Origin of the sequence: Selenomonas sp. KH1T6, assembly GCF_900108415.1 — a bacterium.
Classification (GTDB): Bacteria; Bacillota; Negativicutes; order Selenomonadales; family Selenomonadaceae; genus Selenomonas_B; species Selenomonas_B ruminantium_A.
In genome coordinates this window covers 10,466-28,185 of sequence record NZ_FNWN01000015.1, presented here as the reverse complement: position 1 = coordinate 28,185, position 17,720 = coordinate 10,466, and the positions used below count along the sequence as shown (strand labels likewise).

Sequence of the window (17,720 nt, the reverse complement as noted above, 5' to 3'; positions counted from 1 at the left end):
AAATTTATTGCTTTGATTCATGGCAAAAAGTGACCGTCATCAGTAAAAATTATGCTGAAATCGAACAGCCAGATGTCATGTCCCAAAATTGTCATTCAGCCTTCATTTCCTCAGCCACCTTATGCATGGCCTGAAGCATGAGCATGATGGTCGTAGCCCCCGGGTCCTGATGGCCAATGCTGCGCTCGCCTATATAAGCAGCCCTGCCCCTGCTGGCCTGGATGGTCTTGGTATACTCCACCCCATCCTTCGCCGCCTCGGCTCCTGCTGCCAGGATTTCCTGGAAGGATTTCCCCGCCTCCAGCGCCTCCTGCATAGCCCTGCCCGCAGGGAAAAGCGCATCCAACATGGTCTTGTCACCCTCTGCGCTCATGCCCAGCTGGGAAACTCCCACAGCCCCGGCCTCAAAACTGGCCACCCAGTCCGCTGGCTCCATGGAAGTCTTGCCGCGGTTCGCCATGCCCGCCCTCAAATAAAAGGTACCAAAAAGCGGTCCGGCCGAGCCGCCAATCTCGCTGATGCAGCTCATACCCACCTGATGGAGGATGGCCCCCATATCATCTCTGGTTTTTCCCAGCTCCGGCAGAAGCTTCAGCATCATGCGTGACGCCCTGGCCATGTTGGTGCCGTGATCCCCGTCGCCTATGGCATTGTCCAGGCGGTTCAGCACTGCTTCATGCTCCATGATGACTCTGCTGACCTCTTCCAGGGCCGCAATCATATATTCTTTCCCTGTCATGCAGCCACCTCCTAACGCCTGATGACGGGTGTCACCGCTGCTGCATCATAAAGAGCCTTCAGGTGCGGATCTACCCGCATGAGGCTGATGGAAAAGCCTCCCATTTCCATAGAAGTCATGTAATTGCCTATCATAGTATCGTAAACAACTATGCCCTGCTCGGCCAGGTACTGATGAACAAACTCATTGACCACATAGAGCTCCATGATGGGAGTTCCTCCCAGGCCGTTGATGAGGACCACCACTTCGCTGTTCTCATAATTGCAGTCAAGAAGGATCAGCTCCAGCATCTGACGGGCGGTGTCGAGGGCGCTCATCATGGGGCACCGCATGACCCCGGGTTCTCCGTGCAGCCCCATGCCAATCTCCATCTCCAGTTCCCCCAGCTCAAAGCTGGGCTCGCCATCTGCAGGAATTACACAGGGCCGGCAGGCAACTCCCACGGTACGAAGCCCGGAAGCAGCCCACTTGGCGGTTTCCTTCACACCATATAGATCTGTTCCCATCTCCGCTTCGGCCCCGGCAATTTTCATTACCAGTACCACTCCTGCCAGGCCGCGCTGGCCAACAGACTTGCTCTTCTGGGTAGCCACATCATCAGCCACAATGACGGACTCCACGGCAATGCCCTCCATTTGGGCCATTTCCATGGCCATGCGGAAGTTCAGCAGATCTCCCGTATAATTCACAATCAGGCAAAGAACTCCTGCATTCGTCCGTACCGCCCTGATGCCCTTCAAAATCATGTCAGGGGTGGGAGAAGAAAAAATCTTGCCCGGAACCCCGGCATCCAGCATGCCAAAGCCTACGAAGCCGCCAGGAGCCGGCTCATGCCCGCTGCCACAGCCAAAAACCAGTGCCACCTTGTCCTTCTTGAGATTCTGCCGTACAAGGACATTGCTGCCAGGCAGCTGGCGGAGAAGGCCCGGCTTTGACAGGGCCAGCCCCCTGGTAATCTCCGCCTCCAGATTCTCCGGCCCATTGATGAATTTTTTCACAGTCTCACCTCTTTACCTGTCCTCAACAGAACTCCGATGGCAAACAATTCTCAAAAATAAAGGAAAAAAGAGGCAGGAACCAACAAGCCCCTTCGTTTGCACTTATTCGTGCTAAGGCCCGTTATTTCCTGCCTGCAAAAGTTTATTTTCTTAATGCTTCCTTAAATCACTCGCTGAGTTTCTTGATGCCCCTGGCTTCCTCCACCCGCTGAGCAATGACCTCCAAAGAGGAGCCCATCTTGGCTTCCACAGCGGCCAGCACTGCGCCTTCAGCCACAGGGCCGTCTATCAGCTTGATGCGGCGTTCTTCCATGGCCTCGATAACCATTTCTGCCGTCATGACGGCACTGCCCATATCCATGAGGATAGCCACGCCTTCATCCGAGTAGACCTCATCCACCGCCCTGCTGATTTTCTCAAAGCTGGTCCCCAGGCCACCGTCCTCCATGCCGCCTGCCGCCACAATGGGAGCATCCTTGTCCGCCATCATCTTGGCAATCTCCACCACACCCTCAGCAAGCTTTTGGCTGTGGGACACAATCACAATCCCCACCATAGTATTACCTCCTGTATATCTGCTGCCTGTATTGCTATGTATGGAACTATTTATCAGAGTGCAGCTTCAAAAACCTGCAGCAGGAGCAGGGAGGATGTGGCCCCCGGATCCTGATGGCCCAGGCTGCGCTCCCCCAGATAACTGGCCCTGCCCTTGGTAGCTATGATGTCCTTGGTATGCACCAGGCCTTCCTCAGCTGCGTCTACAGCCTTGCCCAAAGCCTCCTTAAGGTCAGCGCCGCCACCCAAGGCTTCAGTGAGAGCCCGCTCGGCAGGGCAAAGAGCATCCAGCATGGTCTTCTCACCCTCTTCGGACTTGCCCCGCTGCTTGATGCCTGCCACAGCAGCAGAGAAGGCTGCCAGGAACTCTTTCCCGCCAATCTCAGCCATGCCCTTGCAGGCCATGCCAGCCTTCATGAAGGCAGTACCATAGAGAGGCCCGGAAGCTCCCCCCACCGTAGAAACCAAAGTCATGCCCGTTTCCTTGAGGATAGCCCCCACATCCTTATCAGCAAAAGAAGGCATTTTCTCCTTCACAGCAGCAAACCCACGAGCCAGATTTATGCCATGATCCCCATCACCGATCTCATTATCCAGCTCCGTAAGGAAATCCTTCTGCTCCTGGACTTTCTCAGCCATAGCCCCAAGAATCTCACACATCTTCTTATTATCGATCATAAACCTCATCCCCTAGTGATTATTTCATACAGGAGGTAACCCAAGCAATTCAAACTTCAGCCCATGGATGGGCGTCCCGTGGCCGTTGGCTTTCAAGGATGAAAGGCAAGGCCACGCTTTCTTTTGGTTCGTTTTCTTTACTATAAAGAAAATGAACAGCCGAAACTTATCTATGGAGTGCCGCCGTATCAGCCGGAGCATCATACAACTTCTTCATCTCATCATCAAGCTTCAGCAAGGTGAGGGAGAACCCTGCCATCTCAATGGAAGTCATATAGTTCCCCATCATGGTATCATAGACCTTGACACCATTTTCCTGCAGGTAATCCTGCACGAAATTATTCACGATGCAGAGCTCCATCAAGGGCGTAGCCCCCATGCCATTAACCATGAGCACCACTTCGCTGCCTTTGAAGTCGATATCCTCCAGAATCTTGTCCAAGAGCTGCTTGGCAATCTCATCAGCCTGCTGGAGCTTCTCCCGATGGGTGCCCGGCTCCCCGTGGATGCCGATGCCGATTTCCATCTCCTCATCAGTGAGGGTAAAGCCAGGCTTGCCGGCAGCCGGCACAGTGCAGGGAGTGATGGCCATGCCCATGGTACGGACATTAGCTATGACCTTCTCAGCCACAGCCTTCACTTCCTCCAGGCTGGCCCTTTCCTCTGCCTTGGCCCCGGCAATCTTATGCACCAGGATAGTGCCTGCCACGCCCCTGCGCCCCGTGGTATAAAGGCTGTCCTTCACCGCCACATCATCATTGACTACCACATAATCGGCCTTGATATCCTCATCCTTAGCCATGTCGATAGCCATTTCAAAATTCATCACGTCACCCGTGTAGTTCTTCACCACGCAGAGCACACCCTCATCAGTGGCCACAGCCTTGATACCCTCAAGGATCTGGTCAGGAGTAGGAGAAGTGAAGACCGCGCCAGCCACAGCCGCATCCAGCATGCCGGTGCCCACGAAGCCGCCATGAGCAGGCTCATGTCCGCTGCCGCCACCAGAAACCAGTGCCACCTTGCCCTCTTTCTTGGGCTGGCGCACCACCACATTGCCTGAGTCCAGCTTGCGAAGCTTCTCCGGCCTGGACTTCACCAGCCCCAGCACCATCTGCTCCTCGACTTTTTCCACTGCGTTGATGATTTTTTTCATGATGTGACCTCCAATACAAAACGAAATGTCAGAATTGTTGTTACACCCATGTAATAGTATAGCAGTAATGTTCAGGAAAAACAAGGATTAATTACGATAAATCGTATCAGAATACGCCATAATAAGAAAGCACATCTCATGCATTTTTCTATTTTCCCCTAATGTCAGCGTGTGCCGAATTGCTGCGCCCAATAATGCTTATACTTGCTATCCGGCCTGTAAACATAGGCCACCCCCAACAGCTTGTAGCGCGGATTCAGGATATTAGCTCTGTGCCCTGGCGAATTCATCCAGCCCTGCACCGCCTCAGCCGGTGTAAGCTGTCCCCCCGCCAGGTTCTCGCCATATTTACGAAATCTGCTAAAATATGAAAAAGGCACGACGCTGCTGCAATATTTGCCATTTGGCCGCACATGTGCAAACTTGCGCGTAGCCTCCTCCGCCCTGATTTCCGCATAGCCCGCCAGTTCTTCATCCAATTTCAGTGGCGCCAGCCCGGCTTGCTTCCGCTCCGCATTGCAAAGTTCCAGTACCTGCCTGGCATACTGACTGGCAGCCGTGTCAGTCCTTTCGGCCTGACTGCCAGTCACCTCACACTGCAATTGCCGCACTAAAGGAAGCGCCCCATTCCCCCGAGGAAAAATGACATGCACCAGCACCTTACCAGGCTTGCGCAGGCGCACAATATACTCGCCCTTCTCTTGAAGGATCTCCGCAATTTCCGGATCACTCACAGCAAAACGGGCCTGCCGCCCAGGATAGGACAGCACCGCCCCTGCGGGACGGGTCATTTTCTCTCGCTCTGGCACCTCCTTTGCTGCATCATGTAAAGCGTCCTTCATGCTGAATGATGGTTCATAGGCAGCCTCTCCCGAGCCTGGCAAGGACACGAACCACACACAAAAGGCTGCCGCCAGTATCACCATTTTTACGCTTTTGGCTTCCAAACACATATCTAATTCTCCTTGAGGTACGTACCATCTATTTTGCAAAATTCTTTCAAATTATTTTATCATCTACGATTTCTTTCCGCAAGAAAAAGGCACAAGCCCCAATAAGGAACTTGCGCCTTTGATCAAGCCATTGGCTATCTTACTTGCTCATAGCTTCCTGCACAGCCACAGCCACGGCCACAGTCATGCCGACCATGGGGTTGTTGCCTGCGCCGATGAGGCCCATCATGTCAACGTGAGCCGGCACGGAGGAGGAACCTGCGAACTGAGCATCGCCATGCATACGACCCATGGTGTCGGTCATGCCGTAAGAAGCAGGGCCGGCAGCCATGTTGTCCGGATGGAGGGTACGGCCGGTGCCGCCGCCGGAAGCAACGGAGAAGTACTTCTTGCCATTCTCGATGCAGTCCTTCTTGTAGCAGCCAGCCACAGGATGCTGGAAGCGGGTGGGGTTGATAGACAAAAGTCTTCATGGAGTGAGTTTTTCAACACGCCCTAGGACGATAATCCGAAGTCAAAGACGCCTTTGTGCGGTTCCTGTAGCGGCAGCCACAATCAGGCTGAGCTTGATATTTGCCGAATCCATATCCATCCTCCTCATCATGCTGCCCAATTACGGCCTGTCACGGCTCTATTCAAATAGAACAGCATTTCAGAAACCGGCCCGACCAGCCAACAGGGGAAATAGTGATATACTTTGAGGTTCGTGCGGCGGAACCAGCCCTTGCTCCTGTCCTGAAAATAGGGATTGCGTTCTATGCCCTTCAGCTTGCTGCGGCATGATTCAATAATTTTATTTTTCACCCGCAAAGACGTATGAGGGCTGATAAGATAAGCCTCACAGTATGTCAGCCACTGCCCCTGCGTGATACCCGGATATTTTTCCGCATAACCTGTCTGCCGCAGGACCGCCTCTATATTCTCAAGGCTCTGGATTTGATTGAGAAGTTTAGCCCCTCCCCTTCTAATCAGACTCCCTTGATTATACCTGTAATAGTAGTTCACACTCTTTCCATACACGACCTTCGGCTGATAACAGCCCAGGCAGGCATTAAACATCAGGTCTTCCCCCATGGAAGTCTCAGGATATTCCAAGAAGCGTGCCCTGATAAGGAACTCACGCTTGTAAAATTTAGCTGTCATCATATGGTCCAGCCTGCCCTGCATGATGTTCAAAAAATACTGGTCCGGATTGCTGCCTGCAAGGTATTCCGCCTCATCACAGGTAGTAACAATACTGCCATCTTTTCTCTGCTTGAAGCGCCGTGTCATGATAATATCCGGTTCAGACCCAGGTGCTATTTCCCGCACGAAATTGGACAGCATATCCTTATTCAGCCAGTCATCACCGTCCACAAAAGTCACATAATCCCCGTTAGCGGCAGACAGTCCTGCCTTGCGTGCAGACACAACACCTCCATTTTCCTTGTCAACAATAATTGCCCTGCCTGACTGGCACTTTTCTTTGATAACAGCCAGGGTATCATCCCTGGAACCATCATCGACCACAATTACCTCAAAATTATCATAATCCTGCTTCCATACAGAATCAAGACATTCCCCGATTAAATCCTGAAGATTATAGGCAATAACAATGACACTGACTAATGGCTTCTCCATAAAAATCCCCTTCATTCATCTTGTAGGCTTTCAAAGCACCATTTATCCCCTGTTCCCCCTCAGCCTGCGCAGCCCCTCCTGCAGCAGGCCGCGCTCATAGACGTTGAACGCCTTGTGATAAAGCAACAGCACATAAACGGCAACATAAAATACAATATCAAAAATCAAACCGACAAACGCCGGCAACGGCAGCAAAGACATCCCTCTGGCAAAAACCTCTCCCAAAAGCATTGCCATGACTACATAAAAGCATATGCCAGCTATATGATTCCAAAAGCATTTGATTTCCAAATGCAGCCTGCGGGCATAATACCAGTTCATGGCGAGGCAGTAACAGAGCGACAAACTCAGGCAGGTCACTGCCGCGCAGCCGACACCGCCATAATACCTGGCTGCCGGAATAGCCAGACATACATTCATAACTGCTGCCGTCAGGCCGACCTTCACCCGGAACCAGAAATCATTTCTTGCCTGCATGATAGTCAGCCCAAGCCCGGTAATGATATCTACCGTAAAAGGCGTCATCACCAGCAGCGCCACCCACCAGGCATCCAGAAAGTCATCCCCGACCCAGAAATGTATGAACTGACGCCCAAAGAGCACGAAACCGCTGAGAATCAGCCCCAGCAGCAGGAACTGCAATCTGCCTATTCTGATGAAAAGTTCCGAAAAGACTTCCATGGGCACCTTTTTAGCCACCATTTCCGTTACTTTAGGGAAGAACACCCCTGAAATAATGCCTGCCAGCGGCATATAACTCATATATATCTGTGAGCCGATGGCATAAACCGCTACTGCCAGCGTACCAGACATGGCGCCCAAAATCAACTGATTGGAGCGGAAAAAGATCTGGTCTGTAACTGTCATCAGGAACACGGCCAAAGAAAAGCCTGTGATGCCCTTGACTAGCTCTTTATCATAGCCGTGAAACCTGAAACTGATATGCAAATACCTGAAGGCATAGTAAATCTGAAACAGAGTGCTCAGAGTATAGAATATCGTCTGCACCAGAACGAAGGTAACTGCATAAGGGCTGGACTGCATCGCCAGCAGAACAACAATCGGCTGTAAAATCACGGAAACAGTAGTAATGCCGCGCTGAATCAGGAATTTCTCAGCCGAGACTATCACAGCCGTAAAAATCTGCGCCTCCACACATACCAGCACCCCAAGCACCAGAATGATAAATATCTGTTTGGCGCTAGCCATCTCCGCAGGTGTCAGTGCCCCGCCAAAGATGTCCTCCAGGAAGCAATACGCCACGCCCCCCGCCGCGGTGATGATGGCTCCCAAAACAATGTAGATAACAGCTGACGTAGCCAGCAGGTTTTCCATGCTCTTATGGTCGTTCAACGCCTTGTACTTCGTATAAAAGCGCGTAATTGCCACAGAAAAGCCAAAGTCCATCATGCCAATGTAGGCTATGACAGAGCCCATCAACTGATATAAGCCGTACTCCTCCTTCCCCATATAAAAGAGGAGCAACGGCACATAGACCAGATTGATGCCAATGCTCATGAACTTATTGAAATAGGTCAGCAGCACGCCTGCTTTGCGTTGATTCATCCACACTCCTCTTTCCTGACCATGCTCATACATCCCTGTAAAAGCTGTCCAATTTTTTCTCTAAGCACTTTACGATTCGCAGCCTCATAAACATCGGCTGCAAGTAAAAGCTCCGCAGCTTATCAAGCAAGGCGATTGATAGATACACGCCAATTATTATCAACAAGGAATACAGCACTGCCTGACTGCTTTGTGCCCATTCAGGGGTCTTGCAAATATCAATCCACAGCACATTTATAAAAGCCGGCGTTTGATGTACTACATAAACAGCCAATGCCCCTGCAGCCCAGAAATTTATAAATTTATTAACGCCAATATCCAAGCGTTGAAAAAAATAACAGAACATCAAGGAAATAAGCAAATTGGGAACAGCCTTATAGTCTTCCAGCCAGTGCTTGCAAAAGCCTCCTAAAGTGCCTGCCATGCCGGCATACCCTTGCTTGGCTGCGTAAGCATTTATTATTGCCATGCCCATGTACAGGGAAATCCCCAGCAGCAATACCTTCCACTTATTCCAATCCACTGTTGCTGAACAATAGAATTTATAATAACCAATCAAAACGTAAATAAAAGCAAACCAAGTTATAGTATCCATCCAATTATTAGTCAGTGCGTGAAAGGGATGGACAACATTCCAAACAGAGGTCAGCAAAAACGAAAGTATCAGCAATTTTTTTATTCTTTCCTTCGGCCATGTAAATATTTTATGCAGAAAAGGCGCCAAAAGAATCAAAGCAAGGTAAGAACTGACAAACCAGAGACTTCTTCCCCAGAATGGCATAAATGACCTGAGTAATTCTATAGAAGAAACGTTATAGCCCAAAACAAGAAGAAGCACAGTAATCGGAGCAACATAAATCCACAGTTGGAAGTACAAGCCCAATAGGCGCCTGGCCTTAAATCTTGCCTCCACCATGAACCATACGCCCAAAATCAAAAACATATTTACTGCTATGATACCGCACTGTCCGAACAAGCAGAAGGCCCAATAATTAAAACCTGTCGCCGATTCAAAATATCCACTTTGTCTTCCAAAATGCCAGGCTATAATTAATAGCATAGCAATCATGCGCATTAATTCCCAGTTGCTTTGCCTTCCTTGAACGCGTTTATCATTCTCTAGTGCCATTTTTAGCTGCTAAACTCCCCTAAAAAAAATGAATTACAATGCATATACCGTAGCTAGAGATTTATCCATAGCGTTGCTCAAGTAGCCACCACTGACAACTTTATGCTGCAAAGGCTCAATGCGCCTGCACATTGCCTGATACTCCTGCTCTGTCAATCCAGCCAGCAAGTCATTTATTTCCTGCAGGCTGTCCACGCAAAAACCTATGCCGTATTTCTCAACTATCTCTGCCACAGCCGCCTGCTTCCAGACAATGACAGGCAATCCCGCTGCCAGATACAATGAAAACTTATGCGGATTGTTATATTTATTGTATTCTCCCATCATGCCGGACTCGGTCTCGATGCTGTCACCGTCCCAGACCAGACCGAAGCCGCCTGTAAAGGCGGTCGGCAACTGGCGCGCCGGCATACTGCCATGATAAGATACCTTTTCCGCAGGATGCTCTTCCGGACGCCAGTTCATACCATAAAGGTCAATGTCATAATCCCGGTCAGCAGCCAGCCAGGCAGGAAGGAACGCAGATTTGCCCAGATTGCCCGCAAACGTCACCCGGCGCTGGAATTTTTTGGGCTGCGGCTCTCCTTCAATCAGATAATCAAATACCCCCAGCTCCACAAAATCCGGCCTGTTTACTCCCATTTCGCGGAGTTTTTCCTCCATCTTATGGTTGTGCACTATCAGCACGGCTGCCCTGTTGAGCCAGTCTATGTCCTCTGCCGTGGAAACCTGGCTGGCATGGAGCAGGGAACTGCGCAGGGAATCCACATCATGGATGAGGAAGATAATTTTTTGCCCTTTCAGCGCCTTGCGGAACAGCCCGCTGAATCCCTTGGGCACAAAAGGATATTGTATCACCATGCAACCCGGCTTCTGCCTGCTGAAACTGCGATACATGCGCAGGCCGTTCCAAGTCCGGCTGAGAAAATGGCGCAGAGTCCTGCGCGGCTGACCGTTTCCCGCCAGATAATTATGCATCAGCCGAAAATTATAGCCAGAAAGTATTTCCTCTGCATCAGCCCTTGCCACTGCCGCATTGGCAATCTTGGCATCGCTGTAGACACTGAGCAATGTCACATCTTTATTTTCCACTGTAAACTAATCCTCACTTCGTAAGATGATAGTCAAGATGCACCTGACGCTCATGCTTGCCATCCATTGTCATATTGATGAGCCTCTGCAGGCGTTTCTCATAGGTGTGTTCCAGATAAGCGCGCAGCTTGCCAGCCTCTGCGATGGCATGCCTTTCCCCGGCACGCGGCAAATAATAATCGAGCTTCTCGCGCAGCTCGGCAAAGGAATTATAGACTACGACTTCCTTATCCGGCACAAATAAATCAGGCAGCCCCGGCTTCCACTGCAGCAGCTGAAAGCCGCCCGCTCCCGCGATTTCAAAGGCACGCACATTCACGCCCTCTACCTCGGCAAAGTACAAGGTATTCAATGCCACTTTGGCACCGGCAAAGATATTGGCTTTTTCTTCATAAGCCGCGAACTTGCCCGTATAGAATTTCTGTATCTTCGACACATCCAGCCACCACGGGGAGCCCACACCGTAAAGGCGGATATCATAATCCGCAAGCTTTTCCAGCAGCGGCACACGGAAGGAATGCTGGCTGCCAATCATGGCAATATCGCAGTCATACTCCCCGCGGCGCCGCTCAAAATCATCTGTCACATGATGACGGCTGGGACTGAAAGCCTCCGGCAGATAGTAGGCATTCATTTCATAGATATCATGAAGATTGCGGACAATGAACGGGTCCTTGAAGAACAGCGCATCATAGCCTGCCGCCATGAAAAAGGCACGCCCGAAGGATTTCACATGATCCGGGAACCACATGGTAATCTTCACGCCCGGCATGGCTGAGCGGATTTCCTCCAGCTCATCCCTGCGGAAAAAGTCAAAGGTCGTGATGATTAAATCCGCCTTTTCCATGCATATATCCGCCAAAACAGGGCGTTGCACATAGGCGCGCGTCCTGCGGGACACATAATGGAGCTCCCGGTCGAGCACTCTCAAAGCGCTGTTGAGCTTTCCATAACGCCCAAAGGAATCACGCTTGCGCGAGGACTCGCAGCACCGCACCTGATGCCCCATCGCCTCAAGGTTCTCCGCGATGTGCAACCCGAAATTCTCCGTGCCGAAGCTGCCAACGACTGTTATCTTCACGTCTGTTCTCCTCCCAGTAAATCTGGCTTGGGGCGTGTTGATTAATTCACTCAGCCCATCTTCACGGGTCTTGACTGTCCCTGTGTCGTTGACAAATCCTCGACATAGCACCACTATGCCTACGGTTTGTCGCCTAGCAATGGACAGCCAATCCCCGCAAATCTGGGCCAAGTTCATTTAATCAACACGCCCTAATCCTCCGTCAGCGATAATTTTTCCTGACGGCTCTTATCCATCATTTTCAGGCAAAAATAATCATCTACCAGATAGCTGTCAACTTCCTGCTGCCATGCCTCCACCTGAGCCCTGATTCTTTCTACTCTGTCAGGAGCGACCGGCAGGCTGTCGGCACCGGCAATATCCTCAAGGCTCTTGCCCAAAAGGCTGCCAAACTCTGCGAAGTGCCTGTTGCCGCTGCCCTCACAGAATGCCGTCAGATTCCGCAAGGCGTGTACCATTTCTGCCTTATCGCCAAGCTTCAATGCCTCTTCCAGCTTTGCCTTGATAAGGTCTGCGCTGAATAAAATCTGGTTCATTTCCATCAAGGTTCTGAAATGCTCATCACAATCCCTGCCACGGCAGAACCTGAGGAAGGATTTCAACCTGCCGAGCACACTCTTATTTTTCTCATGTCTCCGCAAATCATCTGTGCTGAGAATGTACTTGCTGTTCTCCAGCTCTTCGGCAACGCCGTGCCAACCTTCCCTTTCGAGATGCCTGATTTCATCAAGGCGCGCCCCTTCGATGACATGTTCCTCCAGATCCCTGCCAATGCTCGCACGGTCAAGAAATACATGCAGCTGCGGAGCGTGCTCGCTCAATACCTCACGGGCTCTCAGGTCGCAGCTTACAGCCTCGACCCTGCCCAGCCAGTCATTGCCTGCATATTCAAGGAAATCAGCCACAGCCGCTGCCTTATCGCCGCCGACCCAGAGTATACTGCCAGTTTCCAAATCTATGATATGCGTGGCTAACCTGCGCCCGGCAAGCACAAATTCCTCGACTCCCAGATATTTTGCCTGTCGCTCTGGCATCCTGAGCTTCCTGCCATCCACAGTGTATTTGCTCTTCAGGCGCTCCAGGTCAAGATTCCTTACCACTGTCTCACTCTGGCAGGCGAGTTCGGCCACACGCTTGTTGTCGAGCCCCTGTTCCAGAAGTTCCGTTATCCGGCGTTTTTGCTCTCCGGAAAGCTTCTCAGGCACAAAAATCTGCTTCAGGGCGCGGCCAATGCGCCTGACTGACGGCAGGACAGGCATAACGCCGATACTGGCGATGCCTCTCCTGACCAGCCTGCCCGCGGGGGGCGCAGGCTGCCTGGCAGGGGCTGGCAGGCTGACCGCCGCAGCTTCTGCAGGCATAACAACCTCGGTCCCCTCTGACTGAGGGACAGACTCTGTAGCCCGCCATTTCAGCAAAAACCACCCCATCAAGGTGAAGATGATAGCGCCACGGGTCACAGTCGTAATCATATCTATTGGTGTGGACGGCTCCACTATGCGCAACGCCAGCAGGAAAAAGACGATGACCATCAGCGGATTGCGCTCCTCAAGACGGAAGAAACCGCTCCAGAAGAGCAGAACCGCCCCTACCACGAAGCAGCCTGCCAAGACCATCAATGCACCGCCTGCCAGATATAAGAAACCTTCTACCGTCACATAAGATGACGAAATAATCGTTTCAGACATGCCCATAACCGTATGTGATACCCACATCCCGTAGGTAGACATGGCTTTGAAAGGCATCAGAAAGCGAGGCACAAAAATTGTAATCGGCGTGAGCAGCAAATCCTGCAGGAAGGTCGGATCATCCTCCCCCAGCCCGACTTCATCATTATATTCAACAATCAGTGAAAAAGCGTCCACCAGGCTGAGGCGTACCATAAAGGCGTCCAAAACATCCCCGGCAGCCATGCCCTCATCGTACAGGCCGCTTTTATCCACACTGATGGTAATGACATCTATCAGGGTCTGGAAGCGGTCGCCATTAAATGACTCTGACATCAGAGCCGACCTGTACATGTTGACAAATTGGTACAGCCCCATAACAGCCAGCACAATAAGCACAATAAACCAGAGATTGACCTTATTTCTGACCAGATAATAAATCAGGAACATACATAAAAAGATAGCCAGGGTATCTTTCTTCATGCCCGAACTCAAAGCCATCCCCATCTGCATAGTCAGGAAGCAGACGAACATGATTTTTTTGGCAATGGTGGGACGGCACAGGCATTCATAGAAGAGCAGATAAAGCACTATATTCGCGCCGCCGGACAAATAGCCGAGATACTGCGTCATGCCTCCTAACGGGACGCTGCCGTCAGGAGCGCCCTGCCCATAGCCTGACAAGCCGCTTATCACCATGAAAAGGGAAACGCCCATGCCTAAGGCAAACAACAAAAAGCTGCGCCCCAGATAGATGCCCTCTGACTGCAGATTAGGGAAAAAACGCCTGTTCAGCCTGCTGCCCCAATCGGCAAATCTCCTGACATGCGCAGCGGCACTGAGCCCCAGCACTGACAAAAAGCACAGCATCATGGCTTTATTCATATAGTGCCAGCTGTTATGCTCCTCAGTCCCCCATAAGTAGGAAAAATTTCCCAGCCAGACCTGTCCTACGAACTGGCAGACAAAAAAGATAGCCAAAAGTGTAAACAAGCCTGTACGCGACTGCCGGCGCATATCATGCAAAACTACAGGCAGATAAAGCGCCATGATAACGTGTAAGCTGATAAACACGTTTTCGCCATCCAGCACAGCCGTTTCCTGCATCAGCAGGGACAAAAAGACCAGCATAAAGGTTATGCCGTGCACTACCAGCATCCTGCTGTCTATCATATCTCTGCCACCAATTCATCCACTTTCTGCCAAACCTCCTGCGGTGTAATAGCCTGCATGCACAAGCCCGGGTCGCCGTATGGGCAGGCGGTAAGTATGCAGGGCGAACATGCCTGATTCTTGCGCAGAACGCGTACATTCTGACCATACGGATGGAACTGGAAAGGTATGCCCACACCTGAAATCAGATCAATGCAGGGCGTATTGCTAAGCGGCGCCATGTGCGCCGTACCTGTGTCAATAGTCAAAAGCAGAGCACATTTCTCCAAAAAATAAATAGACTGCCTGATGGAAAAGCAGCCGCACATGACCCTGACGGACTTCCTTTCCTCTTCCGAAAGCATCCCGATGATTTTTTCCACCCTGGGCAACTGGTCATTGCCACCGACAAAAGCAACCTTCCCTTTTTTATCGGCTATCCACTGACTGACGATTTGAGCAAAGTTCTCATTCGGCCACGCCTTATGCCCCATCTTGCCCACTACGGACACGGCCATGATAGGTGCATCAGCCGTGCCAAATTGCTCCACAGCCTTTTGATTTACGACACATCTGTCTTCTTCACTCAGGTCATAAGTAAAGTCTGCCCCCTCAGTCTCAAAGGGCAGGTGCTGCAGGCAGCGCTCCACCTCATTTGGACGTACCCATGGCAGCTGTGCATGCAGAAATAGTCTGCTGTCGCTGACATAAAAGCCAGTGGCATATTCAATCCCCAGCAAGCGAAAAAAAACAAGGTTCCGGAACTGGCTGGCAAAGCGTATGCCCACCGGCGGCAACTGAATCAGATAATCGAAATGGAATGCCCGCAATCGCTTGAAGAGTTCCTTCTTCTTGCTAAAAGTAGACATCTCGTCAGCATAATAAAGTTCCAGCTCATCTATGCAGCCAATATTTCCCAGAACCGTACGGGCTGACACTGCCTGACGGCTCCCGGGGCTGGACAGCAGGGTGATATGCGCCTCAGGGTACTGGCGGCGTATTGCCCATAAAGCTGGAATGACGCACAGGAAATCACCGATATTGCCAATCCTGTAGACGCAAATGTTTTTGGGTTTGAAATCCTTTCCCGGTTTCCTGTAAAGAAGGAATTCCAGTACTGACAATAAGAGATTACGTATTCTGATGCTGGCTTTGACCCAAAATAGCTTACTCATTCATTTCCCCTGTCCTAAATATTCCATCCATCTGTCAGCCAGCCCCTCCGCGTCATCTGCTGCGAAAAAGCCCGCCCTTTCATAGCCGGACAGGATTTCCTCAGCAAAAGGCGTCCTGGCCGCTAAAATCGGCGCTCCCGTCAGGCGCGCTTCCAGAAGCGGCATCCCGAAGGTTTCGATATACGAGGGATACAGCAAGGTGCTTTGCGCGTAGAGCCCATATACTTCCTCACGCGGAAAGGGCCCGTGGAATTCTATCGGCAGCCCCTCCGCCTCTTTCCTGAGCCTTATGGCAAGCGGGCTTTCATCCCCGCGAAAAGTAAAGATAACCTTGTAATCAGAGACGCCCCTGACTGCCAGTATCTTTGCCGCCTCTATGACAAGGCGGTGGTTCTTGTAAGAAAAAGGCGTCGCCGGAAAGAAAAATGTCCGCCTCGCCCCAGGGCTTTCCCTGTACTTTGCGAGCAGGCGCCTGTCCAGTTCCGGAGCCTCTACCACGATTTTCTCGGCGGGCACCTGACAGATGCGCACGCAGGCCTCCTTCATCCACTGTGTCTGGACGATAACTTTGTCAGCCGCCCGCACTGAGCGGTAAATCATGCGGCTGATGATATTCTTTATCACCCACAGGCGCTTGTTCTGCCAGAAGCTGAACTTCTGTGGCACGAACGGGACCGGCTGATGCAGGTAAAGCTCCTGTGGCACCTCCACACCGCGCAGGGTGATATTTGTCAGTGAAAACACCTTGTCTATTTTATACTTCTTTACCAGCCCCGGGGCCTTGAAATAGTCGAAAAACAGCCTGTGCAGCCAGCTTTTCTTGATTCCCGGGAAGCGCAGGACTGTGACCTGTCCGGTTTCTGCCAACTCAGGCGTGCTGACGGCAAAGAAATAGTGATTGCCATCAGGATGCTCGCAGACCTTCCTATGATAGTCCTTCAGCACCGACAGTGCGCCGGAACGGCTCGCCGCCACATCGTAGACCAGAATATTCATCTCTGCCCCCAGGTGGTGATTTTGACTATCTTGGCATAGCTCTGGATGATTTTCACGACTTTCGTGCTGACGCAGGTATCATGGTAGTCTTCTGCCATTTCCACCGGCTCATGGTTCTTATGCATGCTGACAGACAGTTCCACCGCCTGAGCCACGTCTGCACCCTTGATGCCGCCAACGACGATAGTGCCTTTATCCAGAACCTCCGGGCGCTCCGTCGAGGTGCGCAACAGCACCGCTGGGAAATTCAGCATGGCTGATTCCTCCGAGAGCGTGCCGCTGTCCGAGAGCACGCAGAAAGCGTTCATCTGCAGGCAGTTGTAGTCAAGGAAGCCAAAGGGCTGCATCGCCTGCACCAGCGGATGGAATTTGAAGCCGCGCTTTTCCACAAACTTCTTGCTCCTCGGATGCATGGAGTAGATTATGGGCATCTGGTATTTCTCTGCCATCTCGTTCACGGACTGCATCAGGGAGAAGAAATGCTCCTCCTGGTCGATATTCTCCTCACGATGGGCGGAGAGCAGCATGTATTTGCCGGCTTCCAGCCCCAGGCGGGAGAGCACATCGCTCTTCTTTATCTTATCCAGATGCCCCGCCAGCACTTCGCGCATGGGGGAGCCCGTCACGAACATGGTCTTGCCGTCCACACCCTCGCTCAAAAGATAACGGCGACTGTGCTCCGTATAGGGCATATTGATGTCGCTGATATGATCGACGATGGTGCGGTTCACCATCTCCGGCACGTTCCAGTCCCAGCAGCGGTTGCCCGCTTCCATATGGAAGATAGGCACTTTCAGGCGCTTGGCAGGGATAGCCGCGAGGGCCGAGTTCGTATCGCCGAGTATGAGCAGGGCGTCAGGCTTAACTGCCGTCATCAGCTTATAGGAGCAGTTGATAATGTTGCCGATGGTGGCGCCGAGGTCGTCGCCCACGGCGTCCATATAGACCTCCGGGGCATCGAGCTCCAGGTCGTGGAAGAACACGCCGTTCAGGTTGTAGTCATAGTTCTGCCCCGTATGCGCCAGAATGACATCAAAATAGCGCCTGCAGGACTTGATGACAGCGGAAAGGCGGATGATTTCAGGACGGGTGCCCACCATAATCAGAAGCTTCAGCCTGCCATTATCCTTGAAATGCACATCGCTATAGTCAAGTTTCATTTC

Annotated in this window: 15 protein-coding genes and 1 pseudogene; all 16 read right to left on the bottom strand. The window is 51.6% G+C overall.

Features of this window, described 5'->3' with window-relative positions; genetic code table 11:
• Positions 1-91 precede the first annotated feature (91 nt).
• The 16 genes and pseudogenes from dhaL (BLW59_RS10135) to wecB all read right to left on the bottom strand — a co-directional run bounded on the left by dhaL (BLW59_RS10135) (position 92) and on the right by wecB (position 17,717).
• Positions 92-739, bottom strand: a complete 648-nt coding sequence (dhaL, locus tag BLW59_RS10135; RefSeq protein WP_074697685.1) for a dihydroxyacetone kinase subunit DhaL — start codon at positions 737-739, stop codon at positions 92-94.
• 11 nt (positions 740-750) lie between these two features.
• Positions 751-1,737, bottom strand: a complete 987-nt coding sequence (locus tag BLW59_RS10130) for a dihydroxyacetone kinase subunit DhaK (protein ID WP_074697684.1) — start codon at positions 1,735-1,737, stop codon at positions 751-753.
• Between the two features lie 166 nt (positions 1,738-1,903).
• Positions 1,904-2,293 (bottom strand): dihydroxyacetone kinase phosphoryl donor subunit DhaM, encoded by a 390-nt coding sequence (gene dhaM / locus BLW59_RS10125; RefSeq protein WP_074697683.1) that lies wholly within the window; start codon positions 2,291-2,293, stop codon positions 1,904-1,906.
• Positions 2,294-2,346: 53 nt separating this feature from the next.
• Positions 2,347-2,970 (bottom strand): dihydroxyacetone kinase subunit DhaL, encoded by a 624-nt coding sequence (gene dhaL / locus BLW59_RS10120; RefSeq protein ID WP_074697682.1) that lies wholly within the window; start codon positions 2,968-2,970, stop codon positions 2,347-2,349.
• Positions 2,971-3,136: 166 nt separating this feature from the next.
• Positions 3,137-4,126, bottom strand: coding sequence for a dihydroxyacetone kinase subunit DhaK (gene dhaK / locus BLW59_RS10115; RefSeq protein WP_074697681.1), 990 nt, complete (start codon positions 4,124-4,126; stop codon positions 3,137-3,139).
• Between the two features lie 164 nt (positions 4,127-4,290).
• Positions 4,291-5,079 (bottom strand): CAP domain-containing protein, encoded by a 789-nt coding sequence (locus tag BLW59_RS10110; protein ID WP_074697680.1) that lies wholly within the window; start codon positions 5,077-5,079, stop codon positions 4,291-4,293.
• Positions 5,080-5,218: 139 nt separating this feature from the next.
• Positions 5,219-5,539: pseudogene (locus BLW59_RS10105) on the bottom strand (GGGtGRT protein); the annotation flags it as partial.
• A 140-nt stretch (positions 5,540-5,679) separates the two neighbouring features.
• Complete coding sequence (locus BLW59_RS10100; RefSeq protein WP_175463402.1) at positions 5,680-6,699, bottom strand: glycosyltransferase family 2 protein; 1,020 nt, start codon at positions 6,697-6,699, stop codon at positions 5,680-5,682.
• Between the two features lie 42 nt (positions 6,700-6,741).
• A complete protein-coding gene (locus BLW59_RS10095) occupies positions 6,742-8,265 on the bottom strand; it encodes a lipopolysaccharide biosynthesis protein (protein WP_074697678.1) in 1,524 nt (507 codons plus the stop codon).
• 25 nt (positions 8,266-8,290) lie between these two features.
• Entirely contained in the window at positions 8,291-9,394 is a 1,104-nt protein-coding gene (locus tag BLW59_RS10090) for an acyltransferase family protein (protein WP_074697677.1), read from the bottom strand.
• Between the two features lie 33 nt (positions 9,395-9,427).
• Complete coding sequence (locus BLW59_RS10085) at positions 9,428-10,486, bottom strand: hypothetical protein (protein ID WP_081348487.1); 1,059 nt, start codon at positions 10,484-10,486, stop codon at positions 9,428-9,430.
• Positions 10,487-10,499: 13 nt separating this feature from the next.
• Positions 10,500-11,567 (bottom strand): CgeB family protein, encoded by a 1,068-nt coding sequence (locus tag BLW59_RS10080; protein WP_074697676.1) that lies wholly within the window; start codon positions 11,565-11,567, stop codon positions 10,500-10,502.
• A gap of 191 nt (positions 11,568-11,758) precedes the next feature.
• Positions 11,759-14,407, bottom strand: a complete 2,649-nt coding sequence (locus BLW59_RS10075; RefSeq protein ID WP_074697675.1) for a transposase — start codon at positions 14,405-14,407, stop codon at positions 11,759-11,761.
• Positions 14,404-15,561 carry a glycosyltransferase family 9 protein gene (locus tag BLW59_RS10070; RefSeq protein WP_074697674.1) on the bottom strand — a complete coding sequence of 386 codons (1,158 nt, stop codon included), beginning with the start codon at positions 15,559-15,561 and terminating at the stop codon, positions 14,404-14,406. The genes BLW59_RS10075 and BLW59_RS10070 overlap by 4 nt, the downstream gene beginning before the upstream one ends.
• The gene (locus BLW59_RS10065; RefSeq protein ID WP_074697673.1) at positions 15,562-16,557 is read right to left on the bottom strand and encodes a glycosyltransferase; all 996 of its coding nucleotides are present in this window, start codon (positions 16,555-16,557) and stop codon (positions 15,562-15,564) included. It abuts the gene before it with no gap.
• Positions 16,554-17,717, bottom strand: a complete 1,164-nt coding sequence (wecB, locus tag BLW59_RS10060; RefSeq protein WP_074697713.1) for a non-hydrolyzing UDP-N-acetylglucosamine 2-epimerase — start codon at positions 17,715-17,717, stop codon at positions 16,554-16,556. Before wecB ends, BLW59_RS10065 begins: the two co-directional genes overlap by 4 nt.
• Positions 17,718-17,720 lie beyond the last annotated feature (3 nt).

Coding starts and splice junctions, on each gene's coding strand:
- BLW59_RS10070 (WP_074697674.1), bottom strand. CDS start 15,561: ATGAGTAAGCTATTTTGGGTCAAAGCCAGCATCAGAATACGTAATCTC.
- dhaK (WP_074697681.1), bottom strand. CDS start 4,126: ATGAAAAAAATCATCAACGCAGTGGAAAAAGTCGAGGAGCAGATGGTG.
- BLW59_RS10100 (WP_175463402.1), bottom strand. CDS start 6,699: ATGGAGAAGCCATTAGTCAGTGTCATTGTTATTGCCTATAATCTTCAG.
- BLW59_RS10110 (WP_074697680.1), bottom strand. CDS start 5,079: ATGTGTTTGGAAGCCAAAAGCGTAAAAATGGTGATACTGGCGGCAGCC.
- dhaL (WP_074697682.1), bottom strand. CDS start 2,970: ATGATCGATAATAAGAAGATGTGTGAGATTCTTGGGGCTATGGCTGAG.
- BLW59_RS10065 (WP_074697673.1), bottom strand. CDS start 16,557: ATGAATATTCTGGTCTACGATGTGGCGGCGAGCCGTTCCGGCGCACTG.
- BLW59_RS10090 (WP_074697677.1), bottom strand. CDS start 9,394: ATGGCACTAGAGAATGATAAACGCGTTCAAGGAAGGCAAAGCAACTGG.
- BLW59_RS10095 (WP_074697678.1), bottom strand. CDS start 8,265: ATGAATCAACGCAAAGCAGGCGTGCTGCTGACCTATTTCAATAAGTTC.
- BLW59_RS10075 (WP_074697675.1), bottom strand. CDS start 14,407: ATGATAGACAGCAGGATGCTGGTAGTGCACGGCATAACCTTTATGCTG.
- wecB (WP_074697713.1), bottom strand. CDS start 17,717: ATGAAACTTGACTATAGCGATGTGCATTTCAAGGATAATGGCAGGCTG.
- dhaM (WP_074697683.1), bottom strand. CDS start 2,293: ATGGTGGGGATTGTGATTGTGTCCCACAGCCAAAAGCTTGCTGAGGGT.
- dhaL (WP_074697685.1), bottom strand. CDS start 739: ATGACAGGGAAAGAATATATGATTGCGGCCCTGGAAGAGGTCAGCAGA.